Below are 13,696 nucleotides of genomic sequence, written 5' to 3'. Positions count from 1 at the left end.
TCTAAGATCCATAGGGAGGAACAAACATGAGAAAACTGACAGCAATGCTTCTGCTCGGCGCCGCCCTTATCGGCGGGCAATCGGCCGCCAAAGCCGACGGGCTCAACATCGTCTTCACCCATCATTCGTCGGCCTCGAACACATTCTGGCAGGCGGTGAAGAAAGGCTTCGACGATGGCTGCGCCAAGGTCGAGGCCAACTGCAACATGGTCTTCACCCAGACCGAGGGATCGATCGAGCAGCAGGTCGCCAACATGCGCGCGGCCCTTGCCGCCAAGCCCGACGCGCTGCTCACCTCCATCGTCGACGACCATGCCTTCGACGATGTCATCAAGGAGGCGCGCGACGCCGGCGTGGTGGTGATCGCCGTCAATGTCGACGACACCGAAGGCGCCAAGGGCAATGCGCGCCAGGCCTTCATCGGCCAGGGCTTCAAGCCAGCCGGCTACTCGCTCGCCAAGGCGATTTCCGAGAGCTTCCCGAAGGATGGTCCGATCAAGGTGCTGGTCGGCATCTCGGCGCCGGGCCAGAACTGGTCGGAAACCCGCGGCGCCGGCGTCATGCAGTTCCTCGAGGAATACAAGGCCGCTCATAAGGACCGCGACGTTTCGTGGGAGCGCATCGACAGCGGCACCGACCTCGCCATCACTTCCGACCGCGTCGGCGCCTATCTCAACGCGCATCCCGACACCACCGCCTATTTCGACACCGGCTTCTGGTGCGCCGGCGTGGCGCGCGTGCTGGCCGATCGCGGGGTCGCGCCCGGCAAGGTCCTGCTCGGCGGCTTCGATCTCGTGCCGGAAGTGCTGCAGCAGATGCAGAAGGGCTATGTCCAGGCGCTGGTCGACCAGCAGCCCTACATGCAGGGCTTCATGCCGGTGATGGAGGTCTATCTCAACAAGAAGCTCGGTCTTGCGCCTTCCGACATCGACACGGGGCAGGGCATCGTGCGCCAGAAGGACGCCGATGCGATCATGGCGCTGTCCGCGCAGGGCATGCGCTGAGGTCGCATGTCTTTGAGATTGGCCGAGACGCCCGTCACCGAAATGCTGGCGGGACATCACCCCCCTCTGTCCTGCCGGACCGTCCGGCAGGACAGAGGGGGGTGTGAAGGAACGCGGCGCCACAGTACCTTTCACAATCACCGCACCGGAGCCTTTCATTGAAGCGCCTGTTCAAGACCTATCTCGAGAAGCCGGAACTGGCCGGGCTGATCCTCCTGGTGCTGCTCATTGTCCTGTTCCAGGTCCGCTCCCACGGCGTGTTCCTGAACCAGGACAATCTGCGCGGTATCCTCGGCATCCTGCCGGAGGCCGGCCTCGTCGCCATCGGCGTTACCATCCTGATGATCAGCGGCGAGTTCGACCTGTCGGTCGGTTCGGTCTTCGCGCTGATGCCGATGACGATGGCGGTGCTGATGGTGCAGGGCTGGCCGTTCCCGCTGGCGCTGCTCGCCGGGCTGCTCGTCTCGGCGGCCATCGGCTTCATCAACGGTTACGTCACCATCCGCTTCGCCATCCCGAGCTTCATCACCACGCTCGGCATGCTGTTCATGGCGCGCTCGCTCACCGTCGTCGTGTCCGGCGGCTTCCCGCCGCTGCTGCCCGCCGACCTGCCGACTTGGCTGTTCACTTCCTTCGTCGGGCCGGGCAACATGTTCCGCATGTCGTTTCTGTGGTTCGTCGCGGTCGCGGTGCTGACCTCGCTGATGCTGTCGCGCACCAATTTCGGCAACTGGATCAAGGCTACCGGCGGCTTCCTGCCGGCCGCCGCGGCGATGGGCATCCCGACGGCCAGGGTCAAGATCGTCTGCTTCATGCTGTGCTCGGTGCTCTCGGGCTTCGCCGGCATGCTGCAGGTGCTGCGGTTGGGGTCTCCGCTGCCTTCGATCGGCGAGGGCATGGAGCTGCAGGCAGTGGCATCCGCCGTCATCGGCGGCGCCTCGCTCGCCGGCGGCATCGGCACCGTCATGGGCGGCATCATCGGCACGACGCTCATCCGGGTCATCGACAACGGCCTTGTGCTCAGCCATGTCGACGCCAACTGGTTCAAATTCGCCATCGGCTTCCTGACCATCTTTGCCGTCGTCGCCAATGCCTGGATGCGCAAGCGCGCCAAGGCCATCAAGATGGAGGGCTGAGCCGTGAGCGATGCCATCATCTCGGTGCGCGATCTGCACAAATGGTATTCCGGCGTGCATGCCCTCAAAGGCGTCACGCTCGACTTCAAGCGCGGCGAGGCGCTCGGACTGGTCGGCGACAACGGCGCCGGCAAGTCGACCTTGATCAACATCCTGTCCGGCGTCCACCGCGCCGACCAGGGCGAGATCAAGGTCGAGGGCAGGGAGGTCAGCATCGCGACGCCGCGCGACGCGATGGATCTCGGCATTGAGACCATCTACCAGTACAATTCCATGGTCCCCACCATGTCGATCGCCCGCAACCTGTTCATCGGCCGTGAGCCGACCCGGTTCTCGATCCTCGGCGTCGGCATCCTCGACCAGAAGAAGATGGCCGAGGAAAGCGTGCGCGCCATCGCCAATGTCGACCTGCATCTGCGCTCCCCCGATGCGCTCGTCGGCGAGCTTTCCGGAGGCCAGCGCCAGGGCGTCGCGATCGCGCGCGCCATGCACTTCAAGTCGAAGGTGATGATCCTCGACGAGCCGACCAATCACCTCTCGGTCAAGGAGACCAACAAGGTGATCGGCTTCGTGCGCGGCCTGAAGGAACAGGGAGTGACGGGCGTCTTCATCAGCCACAACATGCACCACGTCTTCGAGTGCTGCGACCGTATCGTCGCGATGGCGCGCGGCGAGATCGTGCTGGACAAGCGCATCGGCGACACCTCGATCGACGAAGTCCATTCTGTCCTGTGAGGGTTAGGCAATGAAGGCGCTCGCTGGTCGTAAAGTGTTGCTGACGGGCGGCCTCGGCTCGCTTGGTCGGTCCCAGGCGGTAGCGCTGGCGCGGGTCGGCGCGCGCGTGCTGGTGCTCGACCGCCCCGACATCGGCGATGGCGAGCAGACGGTGGCGAGACTTGCCGGACAGGCCAGGGGCGATATTGCCTTCGTCGGCTGCGATCTCAACCGGCTGGCCGAGGCGGAAGCGGCTGTTGCCGCGCTGGCGGCGAAGGAAGGTGGGATCGATATCCTGATCAACAACGCGGCGCTGATCATCAACCGGCCGTTCGAGCAGTTCTCGCTGGCCGACTATGAGGATCAGATCCGCGTCAATTCCTCGGCCGCCTTTGCGCTGGCGCGGGCCTGCGCGCCGGGCATGAAGGCGCAGGGCTACGGCAAGATCGTCAACTTCTGCTCGATCACGCTCAACGGCCGCTGGGACGGCTACGTACCCTATGTCGCCTCGAAGGGCGCCATGCTCGGGCTCACGAAGTCGCTGGCGCGCGAGCTCGGGCCGCATGGCATCCGCGTCAACGCCGTGTCGCCGGGCGCGGTGGTCTCGGAGGCGGAGGCGCGCGTCTTCGGCGACCGGTTGAAGCAGTACAATGACTGGATCCTCGAGAACCAAAGCCTCAAGACGCGCATCGAGCCTGACAATGTCGCCGAGCTCGTGCTGTTCCTCGTCTCACCCGCCTCCGACATGATCAGCGGCCAGAACATCGCCATCGATGGCGGCTGGTGAGGATATGGCCGGCGCGGTCAAGCTGAACGACGGGCAGGCGAGGCTGGTGCTGGCGCCGGAGAAGGGCGCGGCGATCGCGCGCTATGACGCGCTGGTGATCGGCAGCGCGCCGGTTCCGCTGCTGAAGCCGGGCGATGGCACCGGCACGTCCGGCTGCCAACTCCTGGTGCCGTGGTCGAACCGCATCTCCGGCGGCGGCTTCACTTTCGACGGCCGCTTCCACGCCGTCGCGCCGAACATTCCGGGCGAAGCCTTTCCGATCCATGGCGACGGTTTCCAAAGACCGTGGCGGCTCGCCCGCCGCACCGTCACCGAGGCGGAGCTGGTGCTCGACGAGGGCGCGATCGGTCCTTACCGCTATGCGGCTACCGTGACCTATGCGCTGCAGGACGGCGCGTTGGAGGCGCAGCTGACGGTGGAGAACCGCGCCGGCATGCGCCTGCCTTACGGGCTCGGTTTCCATCCCTGGTTCCCGCGCGGCGACACAACGCTGCTCGGGGCCAAGGCGAGGCGCGTCTGGCTGGAGGACGAGCGCCATTTGCCGGTCGGCGTCGTGCCGCTGAGCGAGCGCCCGGCCTGGGATTTCTCGCGCTCCATCCCGCTGCCGTGGGACTGGGTCAACAACGCCTTCGACGGCTGGAATCGTCGCGCCTCGATCACGCAGCTCGAGGAGGGGATCAGGATCACGCTCACTGCCTCGCCGGAGCTTGGCGTCTATATCCTCTATTCGCCGTCATCCGACGCCGGCTTCTTCTGCTTCGAGCCGGTCTCGCACCCGGTCGATGCGCATCACGGCGAAGGGCTGACGGTGCTTGAAGATGGGCAAACGATGAGCGCGGCGATGCGGCTGGACTGGGCTGTGGCGGGTTGAGGGCAGCCGCCAGAGCGCGTGATCTCCCCCCTTGAGGGGGAGATGGCCGGCAGGCCAGAGAGGGGCGTCTCACATAGATCGCCAGCATTGTCTTCGTCGCCGAAGACGCCGGCGCTTCACGCGCGGCGACGCCCTCTGTCGCCTTCGGCGACATCTCCCCACAAGGGGGAGATCGGACGGCGCGTCGGCTTTCGCCAATCTCCAGCGCCGCAGAGCAGATGCCGAAGCACCTCCCTCACAGCTCCTTCTCCGCCAGCTCCCTGAATTCATCCGGCACCGAGCGCGCCGCTTCAAGCGCGACGGTGCCGTAGCCGACGGCCTGCTTGCCGAAGCGCTGGCGGATCTTGTCTATGGCGCGGTCGGCGCCGAAGCGGGCGAGGCCTTTGCGGCTGCCGGGCTTCAGCTTCTCGTCCGCCAGGCCGAGCGGCAGTTCGAGCTGCAGCTCGGCATGCTCTTCCAGATGCGAGACCGAGATCGCCAGCAGCGAGATTTCCCGTTCGCCAGGGTGAGCGGCGAGCACGCCTCTGACCAGCTCTTCCGCGACGTCAGCGAGCATGGTCGTCGCCTGGATCGGTTGCTCCAGCGTCACCGAGCTGGTGACCGCGCGCATGTCGGCAAAGCGCACGCGCACCGTCACCGTGCGGCCAGGCCGGTCCTTGGCGCGCAGGCGGCTGGCGACGCGATCGGCGAGATGCAGGAGCGTCGGCACGAAGACGCGCGGCAGCGCCGGTTTGCGGCCCAGCGCCGACTGCGCGCCGGCGGAATGGGCGCGGCGATGCGTCTCCAGCCGGCGCGGGTCGCGGTTCCAGGCAAGGGCCGCGAGCTTCTGGCCGGCGGCATGGCCGATCAGCCGCTCCAGCGCGCCGCTATGCGTGCGCGCCAATTGCCCGATGGTCTCGACGCCGATCTCGGCGAGCCTGGCTTTGGTTGCCGGACCGACGCCCCACATCAGCGACACCGGCAAATCGTGCAGGAAGGAAAGCTCGGTGCCGGGCTCGACCACCACGAGGCCGTCGGGCTTGGCCGCCTGCGAGGCGATCTTGGCGAGATGCTTCGTCCGTGCCACCCCGATCGAGATCGGCAGGCCGAGCTCGCTCTTCACGCGGCGGCGGATGGTTCGCGCAATTTCGTCCGGCGACCCGAACAGATGCGTGCAGCCGGCGACATCGGCGAAAGCCTCGTCGATCGAGATGCGCTCGACCAGCGGCGTGAAATCGTCGAGCACCTTGATCGCGGCGTCGCCGAGACGCTGGTATTCGCCGAAGCGGCCGCCGACGAAGATGAGCTGCGGACAGAGCTCGCGCGCCTTGCGGCCGGGCATGCCGCCGCGAACGCCAAAAATCTTCGCCTCATAGGAGGCGGCAAGCACCACGCCGCCGCCGACCGCGATCGGCTTGCCGCGCAGCGACGGGTCGAGCAGTTGCTCGACCGAGGCGTAGAAGGCGTCGAGATCGGCATGCAGGATGGTAGCGGCCGAAGCGGCGTTCGTGGCGGCCATCGCGCTCTCGGCTCCATCCATCCGCTTTGCGGCATCGCAGCATTAGCAGCAACTGTTGTAAGCGGTAATGCGTGTGAACATAAAGAGAACAAAAGGAGTTTCCTGTCAAGCCGGCCAGCTGGGGATGAGAACATCTGCAACCCGTCACAACCAAGGGCTTTGACCGGTTGCGCCGGTGTGCTCCCCTTTGACGGCTTGACCGCGAGACCAGGGAGGGGCGCGAAGGATCGCGGCCCAAAACTGCGTCATGCTAGGACGAAGTCAGGAGCCGAGCGACGCGCGAAGACCAGGATGAGGAAGTGCGGCCGAGCCGGAGCACCGCCCCTCCGATCTTCTGGCCGTCCCTTCGCCGACAGCCGCCGTTAGGCCGGTTTGGCGTATTGCTCGGCGCTCAGCACCTCGATGCATTGGAACGGCTCATTGCCTTCCACCCATGCGTCATGCCCGGGCGGGATGGTATAGGACGTGCCGGCCTCGAAGGTCTTCTGCGTCCCGTCGTCCATGCGTATGGTGATCGTCCCGGACACGACATAGCCGACATGCGACACCTGGCAGCTGTCGGTCTTGACCACCGGCTTCACGCATTCGGACCATCTCCAGCCCGGCTCCATGTTGAGCCGCCCGAGCGTGTAGCCCGGCAGCCGCACCACTTCGACGCGGGTCTTGGCGGGCGAGCGAACCTCGTCGGGATTGTTGTGCGACTTGGATTCGAGCTTGGTGACCTTCATTGCAGCTTCGGCCATGGCATCCTCCCATTTCCAAGGATTGCAAGCGGGACCTGACACACGATCGTCGGCGACCGCCGCTGGATTGATACGCCTTTCAATGAATGATTGCTAATGTAATTGCCGGGCGCGGCGCGAAATCGATTTTGCCGCGCAGGCCCTATTGCAAGCACGCTCTGCCGGTGTTTTGCTGTTCCTTGCGCCTGGCACGACGGTGGTTGAGGGGCCACCCCGTTTCTCGCCCTTGGGGAGAATCCTGTGAACCCTCGGCAAGTGAATTTCGCCAATAGTGCCGCGGCAAAGCCAGGCCCCGTCCGCGATAGTCCATTTTCATTTCCGCTCGCGGGCGCGCGCTCACCGCGCCCAGCGAAACCGCCATAGGCGAGGCCAAGCCGGGTGGAAGGCGATACTCGAAAAATCAGAAAAACTGGGAGGAATCGATGCTTCATCAGGTAGGAAAAACGGAAACCCGTCCGCCGGTGGGGGCAGTGCGCCGCACTCCGCCGGCGCTTCGCCAGTGCTGCGACAACTATATCTGTCCGACCTGCGACCAAGTCGTCGAACTGACGGACTTCCGCCAGGTCGTCTGGCATCAAAGGCCGGGCCATCGGCCGATGGAATTGGATGACTGAGCGGACCTGCCGGAGACAAAAAGGGCCCGAGAAAAAAGGGCCCGAGAAAAAAAGGGCCCGCGCCTTCCAGAGGAATGCGCGGGCCGAAGCTGGAGTAGCCATTCGATAAACGCGCAACCGGCCTACCGGTTGCGCCAGGCGGATCAACCGCCGTTGGCCGGAGCCGGGGCCGGAGCCGGAGCGGCAGGCGCGGGTGCCGGCGTCGTCGACGGAGCCGCAGGCGTCTCCACCTTGGGCGCCTCGACCTTCGGCGCATCGAGCTTCACATTGACATCCGTCGATCCGCCACCGCCGGTGCGGCCACCGACATTGATAATGCCGGTAAAGAACAGCAGGGCCACGATCGCGATGATGGCAAGAACGATCGCCACTGCTGTGCCGGCGCCGCCCCCGCCACTGGTGTTTACAACTGTAGGTCTGTCGGCCATGGTTTCCTCTCCTCTGCCGATTGGGATGTCGTGGCAACGGCGCCAAAGCTGGAATGTTCCTGCTTTCGGGCCACGGTCCCTTGTCAGGCGGGACCTGAGGCCGCACCTTTGAGCGCAGAGGTCCGAATGGGCGATTTCTGGAAACAAGTAGGCCCACAACTCATTGTGGCACAACCGTCGAGTAACGTCCCTTCATCGGCGGTTTGAAAGTGGAGTTGCCCGCCATTTCCTGCGATGTGGCGGGCAACTCCCACAATCCCGCAGTCTGCCGAGATTCGCGAACCTGTTCGCCGCGCTTTTGCCGGTCGATCCAAACGACCACAGGCGTGCGCGACGTACTTTTATGCCCTGCCTGCCGCTTCGCCTCGATCTCAGCGCGGGCCGCCCAGGCTGTCGCCCAATCATGATGCACCACTCCAAGCGGAACCCGGTCGCCCGTCACGCCGTTGTCTTCCGCGAAGGGATCCTGTGGGCGGAGGCCGCCATGGACAGCTTCGAACTTATCGACCTTCTCTGCGTCGTCGACGCCTGCGCCAGCGATGGCGCGGCTGGGCGCCTTGTTTCGATGTCGAGAGCCGTCGAGGAACTTCGCGTCTTGACCGGGGACTTCGTCTCATCGGATGAAGCGGCGGCGAACGCGTTGAGCCAGGTGGCGCTGCAGCGCGGCTGCGCGGTGTTGTTCGACGAACAGCCCGGCGCCGATATCGTCGGCGAGTACTGATTTCCCCTCGACGGAAGAGCGGCGCTATTTCGCCAGGGTGATCATCCTGCCGGCATACATCTCGCGATTGCCGAGCTCGGCCGCGCAGTCCGATTTCACCGCCGAGTTTCCGGTCATGCCTACGGTATTGCCGACCAGCCGCAGGCAATTGCCCTGCGCGTTCATGTCCGAATTCCCGGCATAGGAGATCGCCGCGTCGGGGGCATAGATGAAACCGCTGACCACCGAGCCGGATCCGCCGTTGATCGTCAGCGCCGCGGTGTTGCCCTTGGCCTGGAAGATTGTGATGCCTGCATAGGGGCCGCTGGTCGGCGGCGAGAGGTTCACCTGCTCATTGGCATTGATGTAGAGCTGCGAGCCTTCCATCAGGAAGATCGTCACGCCCTGGCCGGTGAGGCTGCCGTTGCCGCCGGGCTTTATGGTGACATTGCGCAGGATGTAGACGCCCGGATTAAGCGTGATCTTTCCTGACCAGGTCTTGTCGCAATAGGTGCCGGGCGAAAGCGTGACCGTCTTGCCGTTCGGCATCGATTGGCACATGCCGTAAGCGGGCGGGGTGACATTGGCCAACGGGTCGAACGATGCGTACTGGTTTTCGAGCGGTGCGTCACACGAGAGTGTTGCGTTGGGCGGCATTATCCCCGAGGTCGAGCCGACCGTCGAGACGCATGCGGCGCTAAGCAGGGCCGAGCCGCCGCGGTCGATGGCGTCGGCCGCGTCCGAGTTTGCGGCGATCACGCAGCCGTTCATCGCCACATTGGTCGAGCCCTGCAGGTTAACGGCGGAGCCGACATGCGGATCGAGCGCCAGAACGCACGCTTGCGCCCCCGGTTTGACCTCGACGGAGGCGGAGCGGGTCGCCTGCCAGGCCGGCGCGCCGCTGATGAAAGCCGCTCGGCTGATGCTCGACGACAGCGAGATGGTGTAGCCGCTCGGATCGCCGCTGGCCGCTGCCTGGAACGCCCCGACGCTGCCCGAATATTCGCCGGCGTCGGCGACGCTCAGATTTGCTGAGAAGAAGGTCAGGCCGAGCTGGCGCACATCGCCGGCCGACATGGTCGGTTGGTATTTCGTGCCCACCGCCAGTCCGGCTGCGTCCAGCGAGTTCTGCAGTTGCGCCGCGTCGTCGCTCGTGCCGGCCACATCGACGGCGCCGGCCACGACAAGCATCAGCGGCACCATGGCGATTGCGGTCGCCAGCGCGAAATTGCCGCGCGTCGAAGCCCAGAACCGTCTGATCATGGCAGCACCCCTCGCCGGAAACGGCAGAGAAACTACTCCAGCCGTCTCTACGACGGATTTCCGAAAAAGATAAAATGCAGCAAAAGCTAAAATCGCTGATTTATCCGCAGCTTCACCTTAGGTCTTATATGAAGTGGGACCTAAGTCTGAGTCGCGGCCGCGCAGGGCGGTAGATATGCATACAAGGGTCTGAAAATCGCAAGTCGAGGAAAAAAATTAGCCATTCGTTTATCGCGGGGTGTTGAACGTGGTGGCTGGGATAGCTTGGGCGCGCTCGGCCATGAACACATTCGGTCGGATTTTCAGACAGTTCGTCTCCCGCCGCCTGCGGCGCGGCGAGAGCGGCAATGTTGCGACGATCTTCGCGCTCACCCTGCCGATCGTCGTCGGCGGGGCAGGGCTCGGCGTCGAGACGTCCTACTGGTACTATTCGAGCCTGAAGCTGCAGGCGACGGCGGATGCCGCCGCCTATGCCGGCGCGCTGGAAAAGATCCAGGGATCCAATACCGCGGCGATCACGGCGGCCGCGACGCAGTCGGCGACCGACAACGGCCTCGGCAATGGCACCATCACCGTCCACGCGCCGCCCACCTCGGGGCCGAACACGGCCAAGAAGGCAGTCGAGGTCATCCTCAACCAGAACCTCGACCGGATGTTCACCTCCATTTTCACGGACAGCAAGGTGCCGGAGCAGGCGAGGGCGGTGGCGCTCATCACCGATGCTTCCAAGGCCTGCGTGCTGGCGCTCAATCAGTCGGCCTCGCAGGCGGCGCTTTTCTCCGGCAGCACCAGCGTCAAGCTGACCGGTTGCTCGGTCATGTCGAATTCGAGCGCCGCCGATGCCATCAAGGTGCAGGGGTCGGCAGGGCTTCAGGCCGACTGCCTGATCTCGGTCGGCGGCGTTTCGCTGAACAACCCGGTGACCACGACCTGCAAGTCGCCGTTAACCCAGGCCTTGCCCGCGTCCGATCCATTCTCCAGCCTGCCGGCGCCCGCGGTTACCACCCCGTGCAGAAATGTAAGCGGCGGCAAGTCAGCGCAGACACTCGTGTCCGGCACCTACTGCAGCGGCATGAACCTCAACGGCAATGTCGCGCTTTCTTCCGGCACTTACGTCGTTCAGGGCAATCTGAAGATCAACGCAGGCGCGGTCATCACCTGCGCTGCGCCCTGCACCGGCGTAACCATCTATATGACGGGCAGCAACACTATCAGCATGAACGGCAACGCCACCGTAACGCTGAGCGCGCCGACCTCGGGCACCTATTCCGGCGTGCTGTTCTACGGCGACAGGACCGGCACCGCGGCGCAGAGCACCTTCAACGGCACGGCGACTTCTTCGCTGACCGGCGCGATCTATTTTCCCAAGCAGCAGGTCAACTATCTCGGCAATTTCTCGGGCGCGAACGGCTGCACCCAGGTTGTGGCCGACACCATCCAGTGGTCGGGCAATTCCACGATCAACCAGAACTGCTCGAGCCTTGGGCTGCAAGACATCCCCGCTGCCCCGTCCGTTGCGATTGTCGAGTAGCCGCGTGGCGACGGCAGCGATCCGCTTCCGCAAGAATCGCTCCGGCTCGGCCGCGGTGGAATTCGCGCTGGTGTTGCCGGTGCTGTGCGTCGCGCTGTTCGGAATCGCCGATGGCTGGTCCTATGTCACCAACTCGATGGCGATGCGGGCGGGTGTAAAGACGGCGGCGAATCTGCTGCTGGCCGGCGGGGGCGACGACACCGCCGTTCAGGCCGCCGCGCTTGCGAGTTGGGAGAAGAAACCCTCCGATGCGGCGATCACGGTGACACGCACCTACAAATGCGGAACGACCGTGGTCACGCAGTCGACCACCTGTGCGGGATCGAAAGTACCCTCCATCTATGTCCAGATCCAGGCGTCGGGCACCTGGGTCCCGCCGTTCACCTTCGGCGTCTTCCCGGGCAATAGCGCGCTCGGCCATCAGCAGGTGGTCCGTGTCCGCTAAGCAAAAAACCAGGCTGTTTGCCAGCGACGCATCTGGCGGCGCCGCGATCGAGTTCGCGCTGATCGTGCCTTTCCTGATCATGCTTCTGTTCGGCATCTTCGCCTTCGGCTGGTCGATGAACAACGAGTCCAGCGTGCGCTATGCGCTCGAGGCCTCGGCGCGCTCGCTGCAGCTCGACAGGACGATGACCCAGGCTCAGATCCAGACGATCGCGACGCAGAAACTACAGGCGCTCGGCTTGCAGAACGTGACAGTGACGATCACCACCGACCCGCCGAGCGGCGGCTTCAAGATGGCGCATGTCAGCGCCAGCTATGCCTTCGTCATCAACTTTCCCTATTTCAGCGATTTTCCGATCAATTACTCGACCACTGTCACCGTGCCGCTGATCAACAGCTGAAGCACGTCTCCCCAAAGTGAGACTTCGTTTCGGGTCAAAGCCAGGGCTCAGATTGACAAGCCGAGCGGCCGAAAGGTTGCGACACCCTTCAGGGCATCCCGGGAAGAATATATAAGTATATATGGGATCAGCCGCGAAGCGGGATAAGAACACCTCGTCAGCGCGCCCCAAGCGCTGGTGGCATCACGGCTTCCCGCGCGATTGCCCGAAACGATGCCGCGCACGTCCGAAAATCGCCTTCATAAACAGGCGTCTTGTGCTCCTCAACGGACGCTGGCCGCATAGCGTTAGGCCCATGGTCCGACGGGGGGTGGGCCTTCATTGTTCCAGAGGGCGGACCTGGCCTTAGCCCATTTATTTGTGCAATGATTTCAGTAAGTTAAAAGGTGTTCCGCAGGATTTGCGGAGCTGCTTCTCGGGATACTCTCTTGCCGCCACCGAATTTGTTTAAAAGTTACTCCAAGCCGTTAGGGAATTCTCATATGACGCGATCTAGCGGTTGGGCATTGGTGGCGATTCACCTGCGGAGAAACATGATGACAATCCGGAAAACACTTTTGGCTTCGCTCGCCATTCTGGCGCTCGCGGCGGCTCCCGCACTTGCCGGAGCCGGCGGCAATGGCGGTGGTCACGGCAATGGCGGCAGCCATGGCGGCGGCAACGGCAATGGCAATGGCGGCGGCAACGGCAACGGCGGTGGCAACGGCAAGGGCGGCGGCAAGGGCCAAAGCGGCAACAGCGGCGCCTCGCATGGCAAGTCGGCGTCGGCAAAGGCCGCCAAGTCGCAGGTCGACGATGCAACCGATGACGACACTGACGACACGACGGACGATACCACTAAGGCTGCGACGCCGAAGGAAAAGAACATCCATGCCAAGCTCGGCCGGCTGAACTCGCTCCAGCGCAACATAAATGCCTACATGAATTCCAAGAGCAAGAAGTTCGCGGGCATTCAGGCTTATGTGACCCAGGCCGCCGTAGCCCAGAATGCGCAGGCCAAGCTTGATGCGGCAAACGCGAAGCTGGCCGCCGACCAGGCCCAGCTCGGCACGCTCACCCAACAGCTCGCCGACCTCAATGCAACCGACACGACCAACATGACGACCGAGGAAAAGGCGGCTTTCGATGCGCAGGTTGCCGACGTTCAGGCGCAGATCGACGCCCAGAACGCCGCGATCGCCACTGACACCCAGGCGGTGGCGGATGCCCAGGCCGCGGTGACCGCTAACCCCGCGCCCGATGACGCCACGCTCGACGCCGCCCTGCAGGACATGGCCAACAAGCCGGTCGATCAGGAGGTGACGGACTGGGCCAAGGACGTGCTGGCCGACAAGATCGACCAGGCGGCTACGGCGACGTCCACGCCATAAGGCACAAGCGGCGAACCTGCCGGAGTGGAATTGCATGCCGCCGGGGCGACCCGGCGGCATTTTTGTTTGGCTTGACGGCAATGCATTCGCACGCGGCAACAGACCAGGTGAGGCCAGGGGGAGTTCTGGTTGCGGCGAGCAGAAACCCCACGCCGAGGCACAGGCGGAGTTCAAAAAAAGGCTCGCCTTTGA

15 protein-coding genes are annotated in these 13,696 nt (G+C 64.2%); 10 read left to right on the top strand and 5 right to left on the bottom strand.

All coding sequences use genetic code 11. From position 1 onward, the window contains the following. Positions 1 to 26 precede the first annotated feature (26 nt). From CK218_RS20335 to CK218_RS20315, 5 genes are all read left to right on the top strand, one after another. On the top strand, positions 27 to 1,004 hold the full coding sequence (locus CK218_RS20335; protein ID WP_095828680.1) for a sugar ABC transporter substrate-binding protein: 978 nt from the start codon (positions 27 to 29) through the stop codon (positions 1,002 to 1,004). A 158-nt stretch (positions 1,005 to 1,162) separates the two neighbouring features. Continuing rightward, entirely contained in the window at positions 1,163 to 2,140 is a 978-nt protein-coding gene (locus CK218_RS20330; protein WP_066993166.1) for an ABC transporter permease, read from the top strand. A 3-nt stretch (positions 2,141 to 2,143) separates the two neighbouring features. After that, positions 2,144 to 2,875: an ATP-binding cassette domain-containing protein gene (locus tag CK218_RS20325; protein WP_066993169.1), complete on the top strand. Its 732-nt coding sequence runs from the start codon at positions 2,144 to 2,146 to the stop codon at positions 2,873 to 2,875. Between the two features lie 10 nt (positions 2,876 to 2,885). Next, the gene (locus CK218_RS20320; RefSeq protein ID WP_095828679.1) at positions 2,886 to 3,641 is read left to right on the top strand and encodes an SDR family oxidoreductase; all 756 of its coding nucleotides are present in this window, start codon (positions 2,886 to 2,888) and stop codon (positions 3,639 to 3,641) included. Further along, complete coding sequence (locus tag CK218_RS20315) at positions 3,628 to 4,512, top strand: aldose 1-epimerase (protein WP_245299559.1); 885 nt, start codon at positions 3,628 to 3,630, stop codon at positions 4,510 to 4,512. The genes CK218_RS20320 and CK218_RS20315 overlap by 14 nt, the downstream gene beginning before the upstream one ends. A gap of 235 nt (positions 4,513 to 4,747) precedes the next feature. Here the strand turns inward: CK218_RS20315 and dinB are convergent, their stop codons facing one another. The 4 genes from dinB to CK218_RS30260 form a co-directional block, all read right to left on the bottom strand. Further along, positions 4,748 to 6,010, bottom strand: coding sequence for a DNA polymerase IV (gene dinB, locus CK218_RS20310; protein ID WP_095828798.1), 1,263 nt, complete (start codon positions 6,008 to 6,010; stop codon positions 4,748 to 4,750). A 362-nt stretch (positions 6,011 to 6,372) separates the two neighbouring features. After that, complete coding sequence (locus CK218_RS20305) at positions 6,373 to 6,753, bottom strand: cupin domain-containing protein (RefSeq protein ID WP_095801448.1); 381 nt, start codon at positions 6,751 to 6,753, stop codon at positions 6,373 to 6,375. A 757-nt stretch (positions 6,754 to 7,510) separates the two neighbouring features. Next, positions 7,511 to 7,795 (bottom strand): hypothetical protein, encoded by a 285-nt coding sequence (locus tag CK218_RS30960; RefSeq protein WP_067001023.1) that lies wholly within the window; start codon positions 7,793 to 7,795, stop codon positions 7,511 to 7,513. Between the two features lie 160 nt (positions 7,796 to 7,955). After that, positions 7,956 to 8,237 carry a hypothetical protein gene (locus CK218_RS30260; protein ID WP_143749662.1) on the bottom strand — a complete coding sequence of 94 codons (282 nt, stop codon included), beginning with the start codon at positions 8,235 to 8,237 and terminating at the stop codon, positions 7,956 to 7,958. Between the two features lie 42 nt (positions 8,238 to 8,279). Between CK218_RS30260 and CK218_RS20295 the strand changes: the two genes are divergently transcribed. After that, a complete protein-coding gene (locus CK218_RS20295; protein ID WP_067001071.1) occupies positions 8,280 to 8,516 on the top strand; it encodes a hypothetical protein in 237 nt (78 codons plus the stop codon). A 24-nt stretch (positions 8,517 to 8,540) separates the two neighbouring features. On the opposite strand, the gene CK218_RS20290 is transcribed toward CK218_RS20295, so the two are convergent. Then, a complete protein-coding gene (locus CK218_RS20290; protein ID WP_095778879.1) occupies positions 8,541 to 9,758 on the bottom strand; it encodes a TadE/TadG family type IV pilus assembly protein in 1,218 nt (405 codons plus the stop codon). 280 nt (positions 9,759 to 10,038) lie between these two features. Here CK218_RS20290 and CK218_RS20285 point away from each other — a divergent pair, with 280 nt between their 5' ends. The 4 genes from CK218_RS20285 to CK218_RS30690 all read left to right on the top strand — a co-directional run bounded on the left by CK218_RS20285 (position 10,039) and on the right by CK218_RS30690 (position 13,504). After that, entirely contained in the window at positions 10,039 to 11,289 is a 1,251-nt protein-coding gene (locus tag CK218_RS20285; protein WP_095828678.1) for a pilus assembly protein TadG-related protein, read from the top strand. Between the two features lie 4 nt (positions 11,290 to 11,293). Further along, positions 11,294 to 11,734 carry a TadE/TadG family type IV pilus assembly protein gene (locus tag CK218_RS20280; protein ID WP_095778877.1) on the top strand — a complete coding sequence of 147 codons (441 nt, stop codon included), beginning with the start codon at positions 11,294 to 11,296 and terminating at the stop codon, positions 11,732 to 11,734. Further along, positions 11,724 to 12,134, top strand: a complete 411-nt coding sequence (locus CK218_RS20275) for a TadE/TadG family type IV pilus assembly protein (protein ID WP_245430685.1) — start codon at positions 11,724 to 11,726, stop codon at positions 12,132 to 12,134. Before CK218_RS20280 ends, CK218_RS20275 begins: the two co-directional genes overlap by 11 nt. Before the next feature lie 536 nt (positions 12,135 to 12,670). Continuing rightward, positions 12,671 to 13,504, top strand: coding sequence for a hypothetical protein (locus tag CK218_RS30690; protein ID WP_179294553.1), 834 nt, complete (start codon positions 12,671 to 12,673; stop codon positions 13,502 to 13,504). Positions 13,505 to 13,696: the final 192 nt, after the last annotated feature.

The sequence above is a fragment of the Mesorhizobium sp. WSM3879 genome (assembly GCF_002294915.1).
Lineage (GTDB): Bacteria > Pseudomonadota > Alphaproteobacteria > Rhizobiales > Rhizobiaceae > Mesorhizobium.
Note: the sequence above shows the minus strand (reverse complement) of the source record. Positions and strands in the feature narration are given on the sequence as shown.